The organism is Shewanella sp. GutCb, assembly GCF_002836135.1.
GTDB lineage: Bacteria > Pseudomonadota > Gammaproteobacteria > Enterobacterales > Shewanellaceae > Shewanella.
This window is the reverse complement of sequence record NZ_PJBL01000001.1, coordinates 73,174-95,443: the sequence shown is the minus strand read 5'-3', so window position 1 is coordinate 95,443 and position 22,270 is coordinate 73,174. Positions and strand designations below refer to the sequence as shown.

17 protein-coding genes are annotated in these 22,270 nt (G+C 44.7%); 7 read left to right on the top strand and 10 right to left on the bottom strand.

What is annotated here, in order from left to right; genetic code table 11:
* Positions 1-10 precede the first annotated feature (10 nt).
* The 3 genes from CXF86_RS00425 to pepN all read left to right on the top strand — a co-directional run bounded on the left by CXF86_RS00425 (position 11) and on the right by pepN (position 4,792).
* Entirely contained in the window at positions 11-1,378 is a 1,368-nt protein-coding gene (locus tag CXF86_RS00425) for a COG3014 family protein (RefSeq protein WP_102038074.1), read from the top strand.
* A gap of 23 nt (positions 1,379-1,401) precedes the next feature.
* Positions 1,402-1,995 carry a penicillin-binding protein activator LpoB gene (gene lpoB / locus CXF86_RS00420; RefSeq protein WP_180960974.1) on the top strand — a complete coding sequence of 198 codons (594 nt, stop codon included), beginning with the start codon at positions 1,402-1,404 and terminating at the stop codon, positions 1,993-1,995.
* Positions 1,996-2,152: 157 nt separating this feature from the next.
* Positions 2,153-4,792, top strand: a complete 2,640-nt coding sequence (pepN, locus tag CXF86_RS00415) for an aminopeptidase N (RefSeq protein WP_102038073.1) — start codon at positions 2,153-2,155, stop codon at positions 4,790-4,792.
* Positions 4,793-4,903: 111 nt separating this feature from the next.
* Here the strand turns inward: pepN and CXF86_RS00410 are convergent, their stop codons facing one another.
* From CXF86_RS00410 to CXF86_RS00395, 4 genes are all read right to left on the bottom strand, one after another.
* Positions 4,904-5,464 carry a phosphoribosyltransferase gene (locus tag CXF86_RS00410; RefSeq protein WP_101091770.1) on the bottom strand — a complete coding sequence of 187 codons (561 nt, stop codon included), beginning with the start codon at positions 5,462-5,464 and terminating at the stop codon, positions 4,904-4,906.
* A gap of 267 nt (positions 5,465-5,731) precedes the next feature.
* On the bottom strand, positions 5,732-7,495 hold the full coding sequence (locus CXF86_RS00405) for an alkaline phosphatase D family protein (RefSeq protein WP_101091769.1): 1,764 nt from the start codon (positions 7,493-7,495) through the stop codon (positions 5,732-5,734).
* A 216-nt stretch (positions 7,496-7,711) separates the two neighbouring features.
* A complete protein-coding gene (locus CXF86_RS00400; RefSeq protein ID WP_102038072.1) occupies positions 7,712-8,836 on the bottom strand; it encodes an endonuclease/exonuclease/phosphatase family protein in 1,125 nt (374 codons plus the stop codon).
* A gap of 17 nt (positions 8,837-8,853) precedes the next feature.
* A complete protein-coding gene (locus CXF86_RS00395) occupies positions 8,854-9,795 on the bottom strand; it encodes a DUF808 domain-containing protein (protein WP_101091767.1) in 942 nt (313 codons plus the stop codon).
* A gap of 243 nt (positions 9,796-10,038) precedes the next feature.
* Between CXF86_RS00395 and rpiA the strand changes: the two genes are divergently transcribed.
* On the top strand, positions 10,039-10,695 hold the full coding sequence (rpiA, locus tag CXF86_RS00390) for a ribose-5-phosphate isomerase RpiA (protein WP_101091766.1): 657 nt from the start codon (positions 10,039-10,041) through the stop codon (positions 10,693-10,695).
* Positions 10,696-10,804: 109 nt separating this feature from the next.
* Here rpiA and CXF86_RS00385 read toward each other — a convergent pair whose 3' ends face one another.
* The 6 genes from CXF86_RS00385 to CXF86_RS00360 form a co-directional block, all read right to left on the bottom strand.
* Positions 10,805-11,377, bottom strand: a complete 573-nt coding sequence (locus tag CXF86_RS00385) for a peroxiredoxin family protein (RefSeq protein WP_102038193.1) — start codon at positions 11,375-11,377, stop codon at positions 10,805-10,807.
* A gap of 106 nt (positions 11,378-11,483) precedes the next feature.
* Positions 11,484-11,897 (bottom strand): DUF3010 family protein, encoded by a 414-nt coding sequence (locus tag CXF86_RS00380; RefSeq protein ID WP_102038071.1) that lies wholly within the window; start codon positions 11,895-11,897, stop codon positions 11,484-11,486.
* 99 nt (positions 11,898-11,996) lie between these two features.
* The gene (locus CXF86_RS00375; RefSeq protein ID WP_101091764.1) at positions 11,997-13,718 is read right to left on the bottom strand and encodes a hypothetical protein; all 1,722 of its coding nucleotides are present in this window, start codon (positions 13,716-13,718) and stop codon (positions 11,997-11,999) included.
* A gap of 949 nt (positions 13,719-14,667) precedes the next feature.
* On the bottom strand, positions 14,668-15,432 hold the full coding sequence (locus tag CXF86_RS00370; protein WP_102038070.1) for a phosphoadenylyl-sulfate reductase: 765 nt from the start codon (positions 15,430-15,432) through the stop codon (positions 14,668-14,670).
* On the bottom strand, positions 15,425-17,122 hold the full coding sequence (gene cysI / locus CXF86_RS00365; protein WP_102038069.1) for an assimilatory sulfite reductase (NADPH) hemoprotein subunit: 1,698 nt from the start codon (positions 17,120-17,122) through the stop codon (positions 15,425-15,427). The genes CXF86_RS00370 and cysI overlap by 8 nt, the downstream gene beginning before the upstream one ends.
* 92 nt (positions 17,123-17,214) lie before the next feature.
* Positions 17,215-18,996, bottom strand: coding sequence for an assimilatory sulfite reductase (NADPH) flavoprotein subunit (locus CXF86_RS00360; protein WP_102038068.1), 1,782 nt, complete (start codon positions 18,994-18,996; stop codon positions 17,215-17,217).
* Between the two features lie 347 nt (positions 18,997-19,343).
* Here CXF86_RS00360 and CXF86_RS00355 point away from each other — a divergent pair, with 347 nt between their 5' ends.
* From CXF86_RS00355 to CXF86_RS00345, 3 genes are read left to right on the top strand one after another with little or no spacing between them, the layout of a single operon-like run.
* A complete protein-coding gene (locus tag CXF86_RS00355; RefSeq protein ID WP_101091760.1) occupies positions 19,344-20,531 on the top strand; it encodes a Re/Si-specific NAD(P)(+) transhydrogenase subunit alpha in 1,188 nt (395 codons plus the stop codon).
* Positions 20,532-20,807: an NAD(P) transhydrogenase subunit alpha part 2 gene (locus tag CXF86_RS00350; protein WP_101091759.1), complete on the top strand. Its 276-nt coding sequence runs from the start codon at positions 20,532-20,534 to the stop codon at positions 20,805-20,807. It begins immediately after the preceding gene.
* A gap of 6 nt (positions 20,808-20,813) precedes the next feature.
* Positions 20,814-22,196 (top strand): NAD(P)(+) transhydrogenase (Re/Si-specific) subunit beta, encoded by a 1,383-nt coding sequence (locus tag CXF86_RS00345; RefSeq protein ID WP_102038067.1) that lies wholly within the window; start codon positions 20,814-20,816, stop codon positions 22,194-22,196.
* Positions 22,197-22,270: the final 74 nt, after the last annotated feature.

Genomic DNA, 22,270 nt, shown 5'->3' with positions numbered 1-22,270 from the left:
AGACGTTAGCATGAGACGTTTATTATTACTGACAACCATGATGCTAAGTCTAAGTGGATGTGCATTTAACAGCGTATTCATTAACTACCCTTCTCAGATTGCCCCCGTAAAAGCGCAGCTCAATTCTGCAACGCCTCAGCAAGCGGCAAAGATTGTGGAATCAGAAGTGACCAGTGCCGATGGCTTACTGTACGCACAAGAAGCTGGACGCTCGGCACAAATAGCGGGCGATTTTGAAGGCAGTAAAACATTCTATCAACAAGCGGCCAATGCTTATCGAGTGTTTGATGATAAGGCTAAGCTCAGCTTAAGCGATGCGGGAGCCACGGCCACCAGCCTCTTTATTAATGACAACGTGATCCCCTACCGAGGTCCGGGTTATGAGCGAGTCATGCTCCACCAGTATCAAGCGCTTAACTATCTATTCAGTGGTGACGCTGAAGGTGCATTAGTGGAAGTTCGTCGCAGTAACGAGCTGCAAAGTTCAGAGCAAGCACGCTATCAAAAGTCCAACAAGTCAGTGCAAGCAATGGCTAATGGCACCATTGACGCCGAAGTCAATAAACTCGGTAAAGCAGCGGGAAGTACCACCAGCTCATTTTTAAATGCCTATAGCTACTACACCACTGGTATGTTGCATGAGATCTTAGGTGAACCTAATGACGCTTATATCGACTACCGTAAAGCAGCGCAAATATCGCCAAACAACCCATACTTACAAAAAGATTTAGTCAGACTCGCTAAGCAATTGTCGATGCCACAGTACGACGAGTTTAAAAAACGCTGGGGCGACGCCATATCGCAAAAAAAGGAAGAAGGACAAGTTATCGTGATGTTGGAGCGTGGCTTTGTACCTGAAAAGAAAAGCCTAACCGTGCCTTTTACGATACATGGTAACTGGCAAACCGCTTCACTCGCCACCTACTTCCCAACGAAGCAAACGGTAAGAGCGGGTCGTATACAAGGTCTGGGAACCGTTCTAGTTGCAGCGCCTATTGCCAATATTGATGCATTAGCGATTACAGCACTAAAAGAAGACTTACCTGCCGCACTGATAAGACAAGCCGCACGAGTTTATGCAAAATCAGAGATGGCACAAAGCGTAGAAAGCAGTAGCAAACGACGCAACAATCAAACGGATTATGCTTCAATTGCAATGCAAATATTTAACGTCGTCACCGAGCAAGCCGACAGACGTAGCTGGCTAACCTTGCCAGAACAAGCACAAATTGCCCGCACTTACATAAAGGCAGGTAACTACTCCGTTAAGCTCGATAATGCAGCACCGAGCTCTATTGAGGTAAAAAGTGGCCGAACCACACTCATTTGGGTCATTGATACTGGCAATTACACCCGTTTTTATTCAATAATAATTTAGCAATCACTTGTATGGAACTCACTATGAAACATTTAAAAGTTATTTTTATTCTCGCGGCAGTCATCGGCTTGTCGGCGTGCCAATCAAAAGTTGAATACGGTGATGCCACGGAAGTGGAAACCGTCAACGAAAACTTTGGCTCAACCGATCTACAGGCTATTGCCGCTAAAATGGTTGATAGCATGTTGACCTTCCCACCTGTTGTTGCGATGACCGCTAACGACCGTCCGATTATGTTTGTTGATAAAATTAAGAACAAAACCTCTGAGCATATTGATACGGAATCGGTTACTGACTCCATTAGCAATAAACTATTACGCTCTGGCAAGTTCCGCTTTATCGATATGACTAAAGTTGACTCGGTACGTAAGCAACTAGATTATCAAAATAATTCAGGTATGGTTGACCCATCAACAGCCATTAGCTTTGGCCGTCAAATTGGCGCGCAGTACATGCTTTACGGCAACCTATCTAGCATCGTAAAAGAAGATGGCAGCACTAAAGATGTTTACTACAAGATGACCATGCGTTTAATGGATTTGGAAACAGGCCTTATTGAATGGTCTGATGAAAAAGAGATCCGCAAAGTTAAGTCTAAGTCTTTCCTAGGCATGTAATGCTTAGTTAGCACTGCACAACCGAATAAAGCCAGCATCTCGCTGGCTTTTTTAATGGCTCAACAAGGTGATTTTAACTTCAGCGTATCGCTGAAATAAGGTACCGTATGCAGCTTGTTGCTATTGGCACTAAATCGCTTATTAAAAGGATGCTGTTTTGAACCTGCTTCATACTGCTGTCGTTATTGTAATATCTGTTGTACTTGCTGCATGTAATTCAACGCCTCGAGAGCCAATATCGACGCGAGATGCTTCTGCCTACATTAGTCAACAATCTGCAGCACAGCGCTCCGCTAGAGTGTCTGATGTGCATTATGATTTGGACTTTACTTTAACGGGGGGCACGACATTCTCTGCAACCACTAACGTTAACTTTAACCTCAGTGATACCAATAAAGCGCTCACACTCGATCTCAATCAAGCAACCATTAGCCACTTTAGTATTAATGGCAAAAAGGTTTATCCAAACTATAACAACCGTTATATAACCCTTAATCCAGGATTGTTAGTCAGTGGCCGCAACACCGTTGAAGTTCAATTCACCCGTGCGCATAGCACCAACGGCGAGGGGCTGCATCGCTTTGTCGATCCGGTTGACGACAAAGTCTATCTTTACTCCCACTTCGAACCCGCCGCAGCCCAACAGATGTTTGCCGTCTTTGACCAGCCAGATCTTAAAGCGACCTACACTTTGTCGGTCACCGCGCCAAAAGATTGGACGGTCATCAGTGCGATGCGAGAATCTTCAACAACAGAACAGGGCGATACCCGCCAATGGCGCTTTCCTCAATCCCCTAAGTTGAGCCCTTATAACTTCTCAATGCATGCCGGCCCATATCATCAGTGGACAGATAACAGTGGCAAGTACCCGCTCCGTTTATTTGCGCGGCAATCTGTTGTAGACCAAGTCACACCACAAGACTGGTTTACTTATACTCAGCAGGGACTTACATTTTTTGATGAGTACTTTGGGATCCCCTACCCGTTTAAAAAGTATGACCAAGTGCTGGTGCCCGACTTTCTCTATGGCGCGATGGAGAATGCCGCAGCAATTACCTTCAGCGAAAGTCGTTTTCTGTTTAATACCGAAATGACCGCAACGCAAAAGCAACGTCTAGCAGGCGTGATTATGCATGAGATGGCACATCAGTGGTTTGGTAATCTCGTCACCATGAAATGGTGGAATGGTTTGTGGCTAAATGAAAGTTTCGCCTCCTTTATGGGCACTCTTGCCACCGCAGAAGCCACTGAATTCACCCATGCTTGGCGCAGCTTTTATGCCAACAATAAACAGAGTGCTTATCATTTAGATAGCCAAGCTAGCACTCACCCTATTGAAGTCCCCGTCGCCACCACACAAAATGCTTTTGATAATATCGACGCAATTACCTATTCGAAAGGCGCTTCAGCCCTCAAACAACTGAATCATCTATTGGGTGAAAAAGCCTTTCAAACTGGAGTGCGAAATTACCTCACTCAATACAGTTATCAGAATGCTGAGCTAAATGATTTTATTAAAAGCTTAGGCAAGGCGGCCAATAAAAATCTCACCACTTGGAGTCAGCAATGGCTTTATGAAGCCGGTGTTAACAGTATCCAGGCCAGCTTTAGTTGTGAAAATGGTCGCATCACACAGTTTAGTCTTAATCAGACAGCTGCAAGCGACGCGCTACCGACATTACGTGAGCAGCACGTTCAAATAGGCTTATTTACTAAAGGCCGTAACCGACTGCATCACAATATCAGTATGCCAGTGACTTATAGTGGCAGCACCACCAATGTCACCAGTCTTGTGGGCCTTTATTGCCCTGATCTGGTCTATCCCAATTATCAAGATTGGGGCTTTGTAAAAGTTAATTTAGACCCTGTATCATTCAACACCGCAAAACAAAGTTTACGCTTAGTAAAAGATCCACTATTACGCTCTATGCTTTGGCAAAGCTTGTGGGATAGCGTGGAAGATGGCAGCCTTTCACTGAACAATTATATCGGCACTGTACTGGTAAATTTACCGGGGGAAATTGATTACACCATTGTAGGTCAGGTGCTTTCAAGCTTATCTAAAACGCGCATCTATCTCGACAAGATGGCTCCAATAAACCAACGTTATGCACAAAAAGCTATCCGAGCTATTGAGCAAATGAGCCTTAGAAAGGTGATGATAAATAGTCAAAATCGTGATTTTCAGCGACGTTGGTTTGCCAATTATATCGCGTTTGCACGAAGCCAAGATGCGCTCAATAACATTGATGCCTTGCTGAATAATAAAGCCAGTATTAAAGGCTTAACCTTGGATCAAGATCTTCGTTGGATGATGATTAGCCATTTAAACCGCTATGACCACCCGAGTGCGATGTACTGGCTACGTAAGGAACGTGAACTGGATAGCAGTGATTCGGGCCAGAAATCAGCACTTGCCGCTGAAGTATCCCGCCCAGATGCACTGAAAAAGCGTCAGTGGTTAACCCGCATTCAGCAAGACACCAATCTCCCCTTCTCCAAGCAACGTACCATTATGGATAACCTGTATCCCAGTGAACAAAAGTCTCTCAGCGCCGTCACTGCAGAGCAGCGACTAACCACACTGGCGCAGTTGGACCAAGACAAAGGCCCAGTATTTATGCGCAGTTACGCAAAAGACTTAATCCCAACGGATTGCAGCTATGGCAATGTCAGTGCATTACAACACTTGCAGAGCAACAGTGAACAGCTGTCTGACGGCACCCTGCGGGCACTAAAAGAAGCCATTCAACAGGAACAAAAGTGCCTGTTGATAACCTCTAAAATGAGCCGATAATAGTAAAGAAACAATTATCTCGAATCACAAAAAAGCCACCTTCGCGGTGGCTTTTACGTTACATCGACTCACTTAATCATATTTAATTGATTAAGTGAATTAGTGAAAGGCTTAAATAAACAACTCTCTAATGTTCTTTAAGTCGCCTTTACCTTCTGCAATCTCTTGTGCTGAAAGGCCAGAAACTTCATGAGGGAAAACCAACCACTCTTCAGATTCATGAATATAGTAGTCAGGCTTTAACGGCACTGTAGTGTTTTTAGGCTTGAAATATGGGCAAGCAATGCGCACATCTTTAGGCATATTGAAACGCATCAATTCACTTAACTTCTCTTTAAGTGCATGGATACTGCGGCCTGAATCAAACACGTCGTCAACAATTAACAGACCGTCGCCAGCATTGGCATTTTCAACAATATAGTGCAAACCGTGTACTTTAATCTGCTTACTTTGTTGGTTAATTCCGTAGTAAGAGGACGTACGCACTGCAATATGGTCAGTTTCTACTTTTTTAAAGTCAAAAAACTCTTGCACGGCGATACCGATTGGCGCGCCACCACGCCAAATACCCACAATAAACTGCGGGCGAAATCCACTTTCATAAACTTGTGCCGCTAAACGAAAAGAATCTTCTAGTAATTCTTGCGCCGTAATAAAGCATTTCTCTGACATCTGACCGTCCCCATCTTGGTATAGTTATCTTATTTTGGGTCTCAAAATGCAGCTGATGATCACTATTCCAAACTCTGAAATAGCACCTTGCTAGCGATCTCGCCGCTCAACTGTTTAAAGTGTAGGCACCCACCCGATTTTGGAGGCAAATTTTATACTAAAATCAGGATTAATGCTGCAAAAATGCAGCAAACTTGTGGCTTGAACACAAAAACAAAAACGGCTACCAATGGGTAGCCGTTGAGTTTAACCTTGTTAAAAGCCGATCTATACGGCTGTTAAGCTTGGTGTCCCCGCTTTGGTCACCATAGAATGGTTACGCTCAGTATCTTCAACAAAACCACGACTAACAATGGTATCGACATAACGCCAATCACTACGTACTTCTTCATGAGTGAAGGTTAGCGTGAGTAAGCCGCGATTCATTAAGTTGGCATACTTCAAGTTATCAACTAAACCGATAATCGCCTCTTCAGTCGCGGGAATATCCTTAGCATCAATACCCAAGTAATACTCCAATCCTGGCGATGATACTGAACTTGTCGCAAATTCAACACCGACCGCATCGCCCGCTGCATCTTTAAGTTCATTTGCCCAAGCATTATGAGTATCGCCTGCAATCACGACGAGGTTTTTAGCCAGCGATTTTGCCGTCGCCAGTATGACCTCTCGCTCATAGGCATAGCCATCCCATGCATCTAGGTTATAAGGTATTGCAGGTAGTTGCAGTAACGCCATCGCCTCTGGCGTCAACTTGTGTCCATAAAACTGTAGATATTTAAGTTCATCTGCAGACAAGGTTGGATCGCCAGCCTGTGCTCTGGCGGCTATTTTTGCTAGCGCTGCCAGTTGACCAAACTCTGGAATAGACAATTGCTGCGTGGCGATAGCAGCAGGTAACATCATCTGCCCCATTAACACTTGTTGCCCAAGCACTTGCCATTTAGCCGTTGAGGTTAGTAGTGTTGATTGCAACCATGTTTGCTGCTCTTGTCCCAACATCGTGCGGTTAGTGTCGGTGACATCAGCCATAAAACGTGCGCCGTCGAGTCCGCCGGTAGCAGGATCCATATAGTCCGGATATTCAAGCGGCTTATCTCGCCCTAATAGACGAGTGTCAAGCATATGTAAGTCTACGAGGTCGCCAAACTGAAAGCTGCGATAGATCTCTTCATGATTGCCTTCGCGCCAAGGGCGGATTGGCAACCATTCAAAGTAGGCTTGCAAGGCCCCTTCTTTACGCGCATCAAAATCACCTTCATTGTCGTTATGGTTTTCTGCGCCTTCACGCCAGCTATCATTGGCAACTTCGTGGTCATCCCAAACAGTAATAAAGGCCGTTTTGGCATGCAGCTTTTGCAAACTCAAATCACTGCGATATTGGCTATAGCGAATGCGGTAGTCCGATAAGCTAAACAGCTCTCCTTCTGGCAGCACTTCGCGGCCAAATTCAGCAGCACGCTCACTGGCATATTCGCCACGCGCATACTCATAAATATAATCCCCCAGATGAATAACCGCATCTAAGTCATCCATTCTCGACGCCATCTCATAGACGTTGAAATAGCCCGCAGGGAAGTTAGCACAAGAAAGCACGGCAAACTTGGCTTGCGCTAACGCACCTTGTGGCAAAGTTTTAGCCATTCCTGGCGGTGACATATTTTTGCCAGCCTTGAAGCGATAGTAATATTGAGTTCCCGCTTCAAGCCCCATGGCATCAATTTTAACGGTGTAGTCTCTGTCGCTATTGGTGATCATTTCACCGTTAGTGATCACTTGAGTAAAGGCACTATCGGTCGCGACCTCCCAAGTCACCTTAATGTCTCCCGCAGACAGAGGCGTCACTCTGCTCCATAGAATGACAGCATCGTGGCTTGGATCGCCACTGGCAACACCGTGTAAAAATTCTGCTGGGATCACATATTCATCATCGTCGCTACTACAGCCCATCAAGCCATAAGAAACTACGGCAGCGCCAACGCCTTTGGCTGATATGGCTAAAAAATCTCTTCGTGAAAAAGGTCGTTTCATTATTATTATTCCCTTAATATTATTCTATTTTAGTGGTACGAGGTCTAATGAGTCGAGATGGTAAACCGCTACTATTACACATACGTGACAATTTGGTAAAGTATTTGTTAAGGAGATTCTTAAACATGTCTTCATTGCTGTAGAACTCAATCAAACAGCAAACTCAGAAAGAAGAGATAGCGAAGGTGATGCCGCTATATAATTGATAATATTAGGTTATCTACGTGAACAGAGAGTACATACCACTGGAGCATGATCGGTACTGTGGCTATCTCGATCATATTGAGGATTGATTAAATGACGATCTTCAGTATGGTAATGGCTCACCTCAGCAGTGCTAGTGTGAAAAGCGGGATTGAAGTCTTGTGACAGTAAGATGTAGTCGAGCACATTGCCTTGAGCACCGTAATAGTGCGTCGGTTGTCTTTGGCTGAGGGGTATTTCCTCGTCAGGAGTTTGCTTATCAATCGCGGCTGATACACTTTGGCAATACAACTGATAAGCATCGGTTAGCGGGTAACTTGCAAGCTCACCCAAGCCATCTTTCTCAAACCTTAACTCTTTGGTGGTTAAAAAGGAAAGTACCTGATTGTTAAGGTCGTCATTAAAGTCTCCCATTAACATCATCGCATTCTGAGTCTCTACTCGACGCTGCATCATGCTATGAAACAGTAATGCCGCTTCACTGCCTCGTTGGATACTTGACGCCCACTGCCCCAACACATTACGCCCCAGTAACTCGCCATAATTGGCTCGATTAGCTCGATTAGCTCGATTTGTTTGAGTTGCTTGACCTTCAGTAGCGGTTTTAGGCGGGGGAAGTTCATCCCCCGATGGCCGTTTAGATTTAAAATGTACCACGTAAATGTCGCAGTGACCGATATCAGGCAGCACCACAGTCACTCGCAGTGGCTTACGGCTGTAGTTAAACTCACTTTCGAGTCCAAGCCCTTCAGCATAAGGTTTATCGACCTCAATCGAAACTACCTCTTCAAAAGCGAATTTAGAGGCGATTGCGACAACCGGGTCGCGGCAGATAAAATCATCAACAACGCTAGGCTTGTCCATTACTGCAAAATGGCTTAAGCCAGCATCACGAACTTGTTCTGCAAGTGCAGATGCTGAAAAGACCTCTTGAAACCCAATAATGTCGGGTTGCTGCTCAGACAAAAAATCATGCAACCAGCGCTGTTTCTTTACCCATTGCTCACTGGTGTAGATATTTTCAAAATCATAATAAGCCAGTGGAGGTTCAACGTAATTAAACAGATTGAAACTCGCGACCTTTACTTTAAAAGGCGTTAGCGCGACTTGCTCTATGTTTGTTTCCAACAAGATCATTCCTTAAATAACCGTCTTTAATGATTAACCGGTTTATCGCTTTTCAATTTGAGGACCAGTTGCAGCAACATAACGGCGATTGCACCTGCAACCACACCAAAAATAGAATTTAAAATACTCGGCGTGATAAATGATAGCGTTGGGCCGACCACAGACAGACCCTCAACCCAGGTCGCTACGTGGCTGATCTTATCGCTTACCCAGTGCAGCCCGTGAGTTAATATACCGCCACCGACCATAAACATGGCGATGGTGCCGACAACGGACAGGGTTTTCATTAAATAAGGCGCAGAGCTCAGCAATATATGCCCTAAACGGCGTTTAACTCGAGCCGCTAAGCTCTCTCCTTGGCGTTGACTTAAATACAAGCCCGCATCATCAATTTTGACAATACCGGCAACTAACCCATAAACACCTATGGTCATCACAATCGCGATGACACTCAAGGTGAAAAACTGAGTTATTAAGCCTTTTTCAGCAACAATACCAAGCGTAATAGCGATAATCTCCGCAGAAAGCACAAAATCAGTCCTAATGGCGCCTTTCACTTTTTTCTTTTCGTACGCTTTGAGATCGCCAATCACTTCGTCTGGTTGTTCATTGATGACGTTAGGCTGCTTCTTCACTTGGTAACTATGGTAAATTTTCTCAAAACCTTCAAAGCATAAAAACAAACCACCGAACATCAATAAAGGGGTTACCGCCCAAGGAATAAAAGCGCTAATGAGCATTGCAGCAGGAACCAAAATGCATTTATTTTTAAAAGACCCTACGGCTACAGCCCATACTACTGGCAACTCTCTATCCGCTGAAACACCAGTGACTTGCTGCGCATTTAAGGCTAAATCATCCCCGAGCACCCCGGCAGTTTTACGCGCCGCCACCTTACTCATTAAGGCAACATCATCCAAAATAGTGGCGATATCATCTAATAAGGTTAATAAACTTGCCCCAGCCATACAAACTCCTTTTAATAGCGTTACCTGAACGAAAAACCGATGTAGATGAGTGCTTATCAATGCTCATTGCCTGCCAACGGTAAAATAGCCTAAGCGCTTTTTAATCTAATTTTTATCTGTTGAGCCAAGCTAATCATGATATCGCCAGCTTGTCACTTTAAAAGCAAATTTCAGACACGCTTTAGTTTAAAGCGTATACTATCGCCAATATTTTTAACCTTTGCTTTTAAATAGGATTTCGTTATGACTCAAGATGAAATGAAAAAAGCCGCCGCTTGGGCAGCACTTAAGTATGTAGAGAAAGATAGCATTGTGGGTGTAGGAACTGGCTCTACCGTGAATCACTTTATTGACGCACTCGCGACAATGAAAGCAGAGATCGACGGCGCTACATCAAGCTCTGAAGCCTCTACTGAAAAAATGAAAGCACTTGGTATTCCAGTATATGATCTAAACAGTGTCGATGAACTCTCCGTTTACGTCGACGGCGCCGATGAAATCAACGCCCATATGGACATGATTAAGGGCGGTGGTGCGGCATTGACTCGCGAGAAGATTGTTGCGGCAGTGGCTGAAAAGTTCATCTGTATTGTCGATAATACTAAGCAAGTTGATATCTTAGGTGAATTCCCATTGCCTATTGAAGTTATCCCAATGGCACGTTCATACGTAGCACGTCAGCTGGTGAAGCTTGGTGGCGATCCTGTTTATCGTGAAGGCGTAGTCACTGATAACGGTAACATTATCTTAGATGTCTACAATATGAAGATCATCAATCCAAAAGAGCTTGAAACTAATATCAACGCTATTGTGGGTGTTGTGACTAATGGTTTATTCGCCATGCGCGGCGCTGATGTGCTGTTAGTCGGTACCCCTGAAGGGGTTAAAACCATCAAATAGATTGGCGACTGTCTTTTGCTGTCACTAAGCACTATTTTGCACCGCTAAAAAAGCCACAATACATTATTTGTATTGTGGCTTTTTTGATTCAGTATTAGCTATTTGCAGATCACTCTACTTGAGCTGTTTCGCCATCGCTAACAGACTCATCTTCAACTACCTTGTCAATCTCAAGTGCCTTTAACGTTGCAGCAATATCTTCAGCGGCAGTTTCAGCATTGATATCATCATCAATTTTTAAGATTTTGCCATCTTCACCGATATAAAAAGTCACCCGGCTGGCAACGCGCACAAAATTAAGCACATCGTAAGCTTTAGCGGTTTCTTTGGTCGGATCGCTTAACATTGGAAAGTCTGCTTTCTGTTCTTTAGCAAACGCTTGGTTATCTTCAAGGTCGTCAACGCTGGCCATCATGTATACCGCTTTGTACTCGCGAATAAGATGTCCTTTTTGCACCAACGATTTACATTCTAGTGTGCAACCATGGGTGTTAGCCATTGGATACCATGCCAATACTAACGTTTGCTTACCTTTATAATCACTCAGCTGATAGAAGTGTCCATCTGTGGCTTGTAACTTAAAGTTTGGTGCGGTATCACCCACCTTCAAATCGGTTGCCATTGCACTCAATGGTAAAAGTAACGCTGCAGCTAAAAGCATCTTTGACGTTTTCTTAATCATTGTTTTAATCATTGTTTTCACCTAAGTTTCCCTGTGTCGCCTTTCACTGTTATACCACTAATACGTGCGTAGAACTAAATAGATCACCTTAAGTGACCAGCAAGCTTTAGCTTAAACATTCAAATGCTAAATCGTAGGCCTTACCCAAATCAACCGTCTTAGGACGACAGTTTTTAAGCTCATTATGCTTCTTGTCTGACGCACGTAATGTCGCGGGGTGAATAAATTCCACCTCACAAGCGCATGTTGCCAGAATCGCCCCTTCCATCAAAAATGTTCCCGCACCTCCCGCACCTTGCCCTGTGGTCGCACGTCTATTTAGCACCAACTTATCAATAGCATGCTCACTAACATAACCATTAATCTGCGCTATAAATGCAACCACATCTGCTTGAGTCGGGTTTTTCAACAAAGCAAATTTAGTCACTTTAGGCGCGATCACACTATGGCTTATACGCTCACCAGTGAGAGTCACTACTCTGACCTCATTAGCTTTTAAAAAGAGTCCTGCAATAATCAAACTAATTCTCCTGAATCGACATTATCTTTAAGATGGAAATAAAAACGCCAGTTTTTATAAACTGGCGTTTTATCAGTGCGTTAAACGCTATTTTAAAGGTTACTTGCTCGCACGTGAATTCACCGATGAATCAATAACGATACCTTTATCATCCACATCAAGCTCAACTTTAACGCGCATGTCATAATCTTTCATCGCCTTGAACTCCTCTGGAATAGGCTCTCCAGTGAGCTCAATAAACTTAAGCAAGGGCGCAAACATTTTCATATAGTCTGCAGACATTGTCAGCAGACCATTGCTGGCCAAGGCTTCAGAGCTCAGCGTATTAGCAACCGCTTCACCCTTATCACCGAAGAACAACACCAAATGGTTGCCCTTCACTGCCAACTTGGCGGTGACTTTCATCTCTGGTGGCATGGGCAATACATCGTTCAAAATAATCGCACTGCCATCTGTCGGCAGTTGAATATTAGCGAGTTCTGGAGCAAATGGCTTAACCATATTAAACAACATTTCTGGGTTTTCGGCAGACAAGGTCATCACGGCATCTAAGCTTTCGAGTTCAGGAGAGTCAATATCATCATTGATTTTATAGTCAATCACTGACACACCGACACCTTTGACTCCATTAGCCATTCCAGTAAACATGCCAAGCATACCTGGGCTTTGTTGACTCATTTCCGCTTGCATCTCTTGCAATGGACCACACTGATACTCTGGCGTTAACATTTCGTCCCAAATGGCCTGTAAAGATGGCACCATTTGGTTAATATCGATGCCAAGCCCAAGAGTCGCAACGCTGTTATCAATATCTTGTACATATGCAGGAATATAACCGCGCATCTGTTGATATGCATTGAGCATAATCTGGTTCTTACTTTCAAAAACCACTCTATAACTCAGTGAGCTTTCACTACTGGTGATATCTATTTGATCATAACCGGCAACCGTGCGCGGCCAATTTGCGGCTATTGCCGACAACTCTTGGTCACACGCTGGCGATCTAAGCTCTGCAAAAGGGTCTTCTTCAGCCATTGCAAATAACTTAGTGAGCTGACGCGCCAGTTGATTACCATCAGTGCTAGTGAATGCTTTGACTATCTCTTGATGATTAATATAACTGATACCTTCATTGGTAAAACCATGTTTAGCAATGATATCTTCAATAATCTTAGCGTCGACAATCGAGCGTTCAACGGGCGTAACTGCCAGTGCGGTTTCCAGTAATACGGGCTCACTAAACGAGGCGTCTAGTGTCATCGTTAACATTGAGTCATGTACCGCTATAACCAGATTTATCTGTTCATCTTCAGTGCCATCAAGCAGCGGATAGCTACGGTAATTAACCCCTTTTAATTGAGCGGGCACATGCGTTAAGCCACTCTCGGCTTCTGCTTTATCCAGCAATGTCCAAATCGCATCTTCGTTGGCCACTTCAATCTTAAGTACAGGCATTACGCCTAGGGTATAAAAGTAACTACGGATATTTTCAGCAAGACCAAATGTACTAATGAAAGTATCACCATCTTTCATTGCAGCTAAATACGACTTCGTTAGACTGAGAAAAAACTGTGCACGTGGATCTTCTTCCGTTTCCCACTCGCCCAGCGAGTTTGCACCTGATTGCTTGTAGGCATCAGAAAGAGAATCGATATATGACTTGATCGGAAATGGCTGCAACTGTCCAGAAAATATAGGCGTATCAGCCGGAATATAAGCCATTACAGCGTTATCACTCGCCGATACTTCAGCATCTTGCTGACTGTACCAATACCCACCAGCACCAACCGCCACTAAGGCAGCAACTAGCATCTTATTCATTTAAAAACTCCATTTAATAATTCCATCAATCCAGTCATTGACGCTTTTGTTTTAACTCTGTCACTGCAAGCTAAGCCTAGCAAGCAATAACTTACTCATTATATTAATAACTTCGCGGGGTATATTACATCATTATTGACTGAGTTATATACCCAAGCCACTTCAACATGCTTGTTTCAGAGTTCCTGTAAGATCGGCGCTGAACAAGGCTGTGATTGCGATAATGCTTGCTCCCTTTTTTCAATATCACTAACGCAGAGCAGGCAACTTAAACGATTGATTTAATATCGAGACATTTGGCAAGCATCGATAGCCCTATTACGACCTTTTTACTGATAAATAGCCCAATGACTAAAGGGGAGATAGAGGGAAGGAGGTAAGTCGGCAGAGCAAATGAGGCCCTTGCAGTAAGGGGGGACACATTAAAAGAGACATTAGCAGCACAAAATAAGTAATAAACCCCAGGCAGCCTAAACAGACTACCTGGGGGCTGTTTGCTTGGATAAACAGGCGCTAGCAAGTCAACCTAAGCACTCAATAAAGCCACCTAATGGTGAGCGAAACTGAGCTTGGTTTGTTTGGTTACTGACGGCTCTGTCTGCAGTATTTAGCGAAGCTTCATTTATAGGAGAATTAACAAATATCTCAACTACAAACTAAGCCATTGGAAGACTAAATATTGCTAAGCCTAAATAGGCTTGATACAGAACAGTTACCTAAAACCATCTACGGGAACGTTGAACTATAGTCTAAAAAAAACCGCTGTGCATAACCTTGTTAATAAAAATGTACAATTTATTATCAAACGCAGTAAAAGATAACCTAAAGCATTAATATTTATATTATTAAATATTTATAAATAGAGCTGAAAATAGCGTTTAACCTCTCCCTTCGCCCCCCTTAAATGAACATTGGCGCGCTGCTAAATATCGACATACGCGCCTAGGGGTTATATATCGTAATGTAAGCCACATTCACGTTTAATACCGTTGAATCGGGTCTCCTCTTCGGTCATTCCCGCTTCAAGCGGTTTACTTGAGTGAATATCACCAACGGAAACATAACCTTGGTCCCATAACGGGTGGTAAGGCAGGTCAAAAGCGGTTAAGTATTCATGTACCTGTTTATTGTCCCATTCAATAATCGGCAGCACTTTATAACGCTTACCATGAATCGCTAGCACTTGTAGCGCTTCGCGAGTACTCGATTGCGAACGTCTAAGTCCGGCAAACCAGGTTCCCACTTCAAGCTCCTTCAATGCTCGCTGCATCGGCTCCACTTTATTGATTTGGTTATAGCGATCTAACCCATCAATGCCTTGCAACCAAAGAAAACCAAACTTGGCTTCTTGCCAAGCAGCACTTAGCGGCGAAGCATATACTTTAAGGTTGAGCTTCAACCGTTCAGTCAATTCATCAATAAACTGATACGTTTGGGTAAATAAGTAACCAGTATCAGTCAAAATGACCGGAATATCGGACTTTTCAGCGCTCAGCATATGCAACATCACCGCCGCTTGAATACCAAAGCTCGACGATAATGCAGCATTACCCGGCAGATATTCCAGCGCCCAACGTACTCGCTGCTCAGGCGTTAGCTCATCTAGAAAACGGTTCACTATTTCAAGCTCAATCTGCTGCTCAATTTTTGGCGCGGTCAGCAAAGCGGCTAGCGCCTCTTTAGAGATAACCGATTTAATCTGTAGATCAGCCATGGAAATCCTTAGCAGCATCAAGCACTGCGGCCACTACGCCGCTGCGAACGGTATAGTTACCAAACGTTTCACCTGCTTCTCGCTCTGATACATAACGAGCAAACAAGTCATCAAGTTCAGCAAGAATTTCAGCTTCCTGAATATTCTCACGATAGAGTTTATTAAGTCGTGTGCCTTCGAAGCTCGCGCCAAGATAGAGGTTGTAACGACCTGGGGCTTTACCGACTAAGCCAATTTCTGCTGCAAATGGGCGAGCACAACCATTAGGGCAACCTGTCATGCGAATAACAATGCCTTGATCTAAGAAGCCATGCTTATCTTGCAGCGCTTCAACTTTGGTTAAGAAACTAGGAAAATATCGCTCAGCCTCAGCCATTGCTAGGGCACACGTTGGTAACGCGACACACGCAATAGAGCGGCCACGCGTTTCGGTAATAAGCTTACCCATTAACCCGTGTTGTCTTGCCAACGCTTCGACTTTGTCTTTATCTGCTGCAGGCACGCCAGCAATAATAATATTCTGATTAGACGTCATGCGGAAGTCACCTTGGTGAATTTTCGCTATCTCTCTAAGCCCAGTTTGCAGAGGTTGACCAGGCAAGTCTTTAACACGGCCACCTTCAATAAATAGGGTTAAATGCCAGTTGTCATCAACGCCCTGCTTCCAACCATATCGGTCGCCACGGTCACCAATAACAACATCACGCTTTGGTTGAAACTTAATGCCAGTACGCTTTTCGACTTCGGCTTTAAAAGTGTCGTAGCCATGCTTAACAATGGTGTATTTAAGGCGCGACAACTTACGATTTTCTCGGTTACCCCAATCACGTTGCACCGTCATTATCGCTTCGGCAAATTTAAGCGTATCTTCCGCTTTAATATAACCAAAGTCATCGGCCAAACGCGGGAAAGTCGCCACTTCACCGTGGGTCGTTCCCATACCGCCACCCGCAACCAAATTAAAGCCAACGAGATCGCCATCTTCGGCCACTGCAATAAACCCTAGGTCATTGGTGTACACATCAACGTCGTTATCTGGTGGCACTGCCACTGCCATTTTAAACTTACGCGGCAGATACGTTTTACCGTAAACAGGCTCAACCACTTCACCCTCGGTTGTCACTAGCTTTTCATCGTCCAACCAGATCTCTGCGTAAGCTTTGGTGTGTGGCAGCATGTTATCTGACAACAGCTTGGCGTAAGCATAAGCTTGTTGATGTAACTTAGACTGCACCGGATTGGGATTACACATCACATTACGGTTCACATCACCACAAGCAGCGATAGAATCTAATGCTTCTCGATCAAGATCTTGAATGATGGTTTTCAAATTACGCTTTGGAATACCATGGTATTGAAACGTCTGACGCGTAGTGAGACGGATACTGTTAGAGCTGGTCAAGTTAGACGCTATCTCATCGACCGCTAACCACTGCTGCGGTGAACAAACGCCCCCCGCAACACGTGCACGCAACATAAAGCTATAAAGCGGCTCTAATTTTTGCTCTTTACGTTCGTTACGCTGATCGCGGTCATCTTGCTGATAAAAGCCATGAAATTTAATTAGCTGTTGGTCGCCTTCACTAAAAGCACCGGTGACAAGGGTATCCAAACCTTCTTGAATGGTGCCACGCAGGTAATCACTGTCGGTCTTTAAATACTCATTTATAGCTAACTTTTTCTCACTCATAGCAAGATACTCTCTATTATTCTTTTATATTTAGCGCTGACTTGGGTTTTGCCAGCGACTCATTAATGCGTTCTTTGTCATCTGCAAAAAAGCTAGTAAACGTCTTTTTGGTAGCGTTTAGCGACTCGCAGCGCTTCGAGGTAATCTTCAGCTTGCTCAGCGCTCTTACCGCCAAATTTTATGGCCACATCCAATAAGGCTTGGTGAACATCTTTTGCCATACGCTCTGCATCGCCACAAATATATAAATGAGCACCAGATTCAAGCCACTGCCACAGCGTCTCACCTTGTTCAATAATTTTATGCTGCACATACACTTTATGGGCTTGGTCGCGCGAGAATGCTAAATCAATGCGCGACAGCTCTCCGCTTTGTATGTACTGCTGCCATTCTGTTTGGTAGAGGAAGTCTTGCTCAAAATGGGGGTTACCAAAGATTAACCACGCATTGCCTTCAATACCCTGTGCTGAACGTTGCTGCATGAATGCTCTAAACGGAGCGACACCCGTACCCGGGCCTACCATGATAACTGGGGTATCAGGATTTTCTGGCAGACGGAAATGATTGTTTGGCTCAACGTAGACATTAACTTGTTGACCCTCTTCAGCACTTGCTAGGAATTGAGATGCACCGCCAAATCGAGCAACACCAGCGCGCTCGTCTTCAACTAATGCCACGGTTAGATGAACTTCCGATTCCACTTCCGCTTGGCTAGAGGCTATCGAGTAAAGTCTTGGAGTGATACCACGAAGCAGCCCAATCAATTGCTCTGCGCTGACGCTCGCTGGATACTGATGGACCAAATCAGCAACTTGGTTGTTATTAATATACTCACGCACAAGCACTTTGTCGGCACTGATATCAAGCAGTGCTTGGCTTTGGCTCAATTCAGCCCAACCTGTGACTAAACCAGGATAAAGCTGAGTTAACTCTTTTTTATTAATTAGCGCATCACGCAAGCTAAGCGTGTTGCTTCCAATGCTGACCTGCTCATCACCATTAAGGCTTAAATGCTCAAGCAGCTCATCAACCAACGCTGCACTGTTGTTAAACCACACTCCTAATGCATCACCCGCTTGATAATGAATACCTGACTCGCCTAGCTCAATTTCAACGTGACGCACATCTCGGTCGGAATCCCGACCGGTCAGCTTTTGACTGACAAGCAGCTCTGCAGCGTATGGCTTTTGTTTGGTAAAGCTAGAGGTTACAGACTGAGCCGTGCTCGCAATTGACACCACACTGGCACCAGCACTTTGGATCAGCGGCTTAACGGCTTCAAGTACACTGTCTTGCCACGCTTCTGCGTGTTCTTCATAATCCACATCACATTCAATTAAGGGCGAAATTGATGTTGCACCGAGCGCGGTAAGGCGAGCATCGAAATCTTTACCGGTTTGACAGAAAAACTCGTAACTTGAATCCCCCAGTGCCAATATCGAGTAGTTAAGATTATCTAACTTAGGTGCACGCTTTGAGGCTAAGAACTTGTGCAGCTCTATGGCGTCATCAGGAGCATCGCCTTCGCCATGAGTGCTAACGACTAACAGTAATAATGACTCTTGCTTTAGCTGACGCGCCTTGTAGTCACCCATCGATACTAAATTAACCGCATAACCTTGGGCTTGCGCCTTTTCAGCAAGTGCCGATGCCACGCCACGACCATTACCGGTTTGACTACCGTATAAAATAGTCATAATTTGCTCTGCACTAGCTTGTGGTACAACCGAAGTTCCCTGTTCAGATGTTGCAGCCAAATAGCCACTAACCCACGCAAGTTGTACGGCACTCAATTCAGCGGTGAACTGCTTTAGCTTATCAACTTGCCCAGAAGACAAAGGTGATGCGAGTGATGAAAGCTCTTTTAACAACATTAGAACGGCCCTGTATCAGTTTAGTGTTTGCAAGCTTAGCGCCTCTCACTAAAAGTAAAAAAGAATAAAAAATGATTTTTAATTCCATTTTGGAATATACAAAGATTGAAAAGTAAGCTACAAAAGTAACTGACATTTGAATGAATTCACTTTTAGTGGGCTTGATGACAGCAAACTTCCATTTAAAAGTGTGGCCTAGCGCAAATTTTTCAGTCAGACCAGTACTGTAAACACGATATTGAAAAATATCAGCTTGTGTCTAAATTCAGAGTCGCCACAATATGAGACCTTACAAATAAAAATGACATCTGTCCCTACGAATGTCCTCAACGAAGAGGTTAGCCTTTGTGAAGTTAGGTATCCCCAAAGAAAGTCATGCTGGAGAAAGTCGTGTTGCACTTATTCCTGCCAATGTGGCTCGTCTGCTAAAGAAAAACGTGCAAGTGCTTGTTGAAAGCGATGCTGGAAGTCATGCCGGGTTTACCGATGAAGATTATGTTGCAGCAGGTGCCACGATTGCACCTCGCGAACAAGTCTTGAGCGACTCGGATGTGATTACTGTCGTCAATGCTAAAGATGAGCAACTCGCTGAACTTAAAGCCACCATTAAACCGAATCAAATCGTGATCGGTATGATGGACCCACTTGCGCATCCAGAAAATGCCCAGGCGATTGCCGAAACGGGAGCGACTGCGATTGCACTTGAACTCGTGCCGCGGATCACGCGTGCACAAAGCATGGACATTCTCTCTTCAATGGCCACTATTTCGGGTTATAAAGCCGTTTTGCTTGCCGCGCATAAAGCTCCACGTATATTCCCAATGATGATGACAGCCGCAGGTACCCTCAAACCAGCACGTGCTTTTATTATGGGAGTTGGCGTTGCAGGCCTACAGGCTTGTGCAACCGCGAAGCGCTTAGGCGCTGTAGTTGAAGCTTACGATATTCGCCCTGCCGCACGCGAGCAAATCATCTCAGTAGGCGCTAAGCCCGTTGAACTCGATTTGGAAACTGAAAATACCGAAACCAAAGGCGGTTACGCTGCAGAGCAAACTGATGACTTCCTTAAGCGTCAGCAACAGGCAATGGCAAACGTGTTGGCACAGCAAGATATCGTCATTACCACTGCCGCTATTCCAGGTCGCAAAGCCCCTATCTTGATCACTAAAGAGATGGTAGATGGTATGAAGAATGGCACCATTATTGTCGATCTCGCCGCTGAAACGGGCGGTAACTGTGAACTCACGGAAGTCGATAAAGAAGTGGTTTACAAGGGTGTGACCATTCTTGGGCCATCCAATGTACCGGGTAGCGCGGCCAACCATGCTAGCCAGATGTATGGCACCAACATTGAAAATCTACTTAAACTGCTTGTCGATAAAGAGGGTGTTTTAACACTTGATTTTGAAGATGAAATTGTTAGAGATACCGTTGTGGCACACCAAGGCGAAGTCGCCAGTGCACGCTTACGCGATATATTAGGTTTACCCGCATTGGAGCCTGTCATAACGGCTGCTACACCGGAGGAAAAATAAATGGAAATTTTACTCTTACTGACCCTATTTATGGTCGCAGTATTTCTCGGCGTTGAGGTCATCACCAAAGTACCACCCACCTTGCATACTCCGTTAATGTCAGGTTCAAACGCAATTTCAGGGATCTCACTCGTCGGCGCACTATTGTCAGCAGGTTCTGGCGCCGGTATTTGGGTCAACGTTTTAGGGTTTGTCGCTGTGGTACTTGCCACGATTAATGTTGTCGGTGGCTATATGGTCACCAACCGCATGCTAGCTATGTTCAAAAGGAAATAAGCCACTATGAGTGCGACAATTATTTATCTCGTCTATTTGGTGGCTGCGAGCTTATTTATCCTTGGGATAAAAGGCCTGACAAAGCCGAGAACGGCGGTCAGGGGTAACCAACTCTCCGCATTAGGTATGCTCATGGCGGTCGTTGTGACTCTGTTTGACCAGAGTATTTTAAGTTACGAGTGGATCATTGCGGGTGTGCTATTGGGGGGAACTATCGGCGCAGTTATGGCGTCCCGAATTCAAGTGACCTCGATGCCACAGATGGTCGCAATGCTAAACGGTTTTGGCGGTGGAGCATCACTCTTTATCGCCTTGGCTAACTTCCTCGACCCTCAGTCTGCCACACACACCGTCGCCTTGATTTCCATTACGGCAACCGTGATTATTGGTGCCGTGACCCTGTCAGGTTCATTTATTGCGTTTGCTAAGCTACAAGAGCTTATTTCAGGCAATCCGATAAAGGTGCCTGGTAACAAGATATTCAATGCATTGTTGTTGATCAGTGCCATTGGATTGTCTGTTGCTATCGTGATGGACCCAAGCAACACTAATCTGATCTATGCGTTAGTTGCTGTGTCAGTAGTACTCGGTTTATTACTCGTCATCCCCATTGGCGGCGCTGATATGCCCGTTGTCATTGCCCTGCTTAACTCATATTCAGGTCTTGCTGCGGCAACGACTGGTTTTATTACCGGCAACACCGTCCTTATAGTATCGGGTTCACTGGTCGGTGCATCAGGTATTATTCTGACACGGATCATGTGTAAGGCAATGAACCGCTCACTGTTTAATGTGCTCTTTGGCGTTATGGCCGAAGGCGGAGAAACGATTGATGCTGACGAAGTTTATGCCGGTAAAATCACCTCGTCTTCACCAGAAGAAGTGGCGATGTTACTCGAAACTGCCGAGCGCGTTGTTATCGTGCCAGGTTACGGACTGGCAATGGCACAAGCGCAACATGCTGTACGTGAGCTAGCCTCGGTGATGGAAGCGCGAGGCACCAAGGTGCTTTATGCCATCCATCCCGTAGCGGGTCGCATGCCAGGCCATATGAACGTATTGCTAGCAGAAGCTGAAGTGCCTTATGAGCAGTTAATCGAGATGGATGAGATTAACCCTCAGTTTGAGCAAACTGATGTGGCGATTGTGATTGGTGCTAACGATGTAACTAATCCTATGGCACGAGAAGACAAAGGCAGCCCAATTTACGGAATGCCCATTCTCAACGTCGACAAGGCTAGAACCGTCGTAATTGTAAAGCGCTCATTAAGCCCAGGCTTTGCAGGGTTGCCTAACCCTCTGTTTGCGATGGACAACTCGGTCATGTTATTTGGCGATGGTAAGAAAGCCATTGTTGAGCTGACAAAGAGCTTAAAAGAAGCAGATTAATTATTAGCTTCAATGATTAAGAGACCGCATTTGCGGTCTTTTTTTTAAGTCTAAATTAATACAATTTTGTTAAA

Bases quoted from the DNA above. Each gene is read 5' to 3' on its own strand.
- CXF86_RS00350 (WP_101091759.1), top strand. From the start codon at position 20,532: ATGGAAATTTTACTCTTACTGACCCTATTTATGGTCGCAGTATTTCTC.
- cysI (WP_102038069.1), bottom strand. From the start codon at position 17,122: ATGAGTGAGAAAAAGTTAGCTATAAATGAGTATTTAAAGACCGACAGT.
- lpoB (WP_180960974.1), top strand. From the start codon at position 1,402: ATGAAACATTTAAAAGTTATTTTTATTCTCGCGGCAGTCATCGGCTTG.
- CXF86_RS00400 (WP_102038072.1), bottom strand. From the start codon at position 8,836: ATGATCTTGTTGGAAACAAACATAGAGCAAGTCGCGCTAACGCCTTTT.
- CXF86_RS00410 (WP_101091770.1), bottom strand. From the start codon at position 5,464: ATGTCAGAGAAATGCTTTATTACGGCGCAAGAATTACTAGAAGATTCT.
- CXF86_RS00360 (WP_102038068.1), bottom strand. From the start codon at position 18,996: ATGTTGTTAAAAGAGCTTTCATCACTCGCATCACCTTTGTCTTCTGGG.
- CXF86_RS00395 (WP_101091767.1), bottom strand. From the start codon at position 9,795: ATGGCTGGGGCAAGTTTATTAACCTTATTAGATGATATCGCCACTATT.
- CXF86_RS00425 (WP_102038074.1), top strand. From the start codon at position 11: ATGAGACGTTTATTATTACTGACAACCATGATGCTAAGTCTAAGTGGA.
- CXF86_RS00375 (WP_101091764.1), bottom strand. From the start codon at position 13,718: ATGAATAAGATGCTAGTTGCTGCCTTAGTGGCGGTTGGTGCTGGTGGG.
- CXF86_RS00385 (WP_102038193.1), bottom strand. From the start codon at position 11,377: ATGATTAAGAAAACGTCAAAGATGCTTTTAGCTGCAGCGTTACTTTTA.
- CXF86_RS00405 (WP_101091769.1), bottom strand. From the start codon at position 7,495: ATGAAACGACCTTTTTCACGAAGAGATTTTTTAGCCATATCAGCCAAA.
- CXF86_RS00370 (WP_102038070.1), bottom strand. From the start codon at position 15,432: ATGGCTGATCTACAGATTAAATCGGTTATCTCTAAAGAGGCGCTAGCC.
- CXF86_RS00345 (WP_102038067.1), top strand. From the start codon at position 20,814: ATGAGTGCGACAATTATTTATCTCGTCTATTTGGTGGCTGCGAGCTTA.
- rpiA (WP_101091766.1), top strand. From the start codon at position 10,039: ATGACTCAAGATGAAATGAAAAAAGCCGCCGCTTGGGCAGCACTTAAG.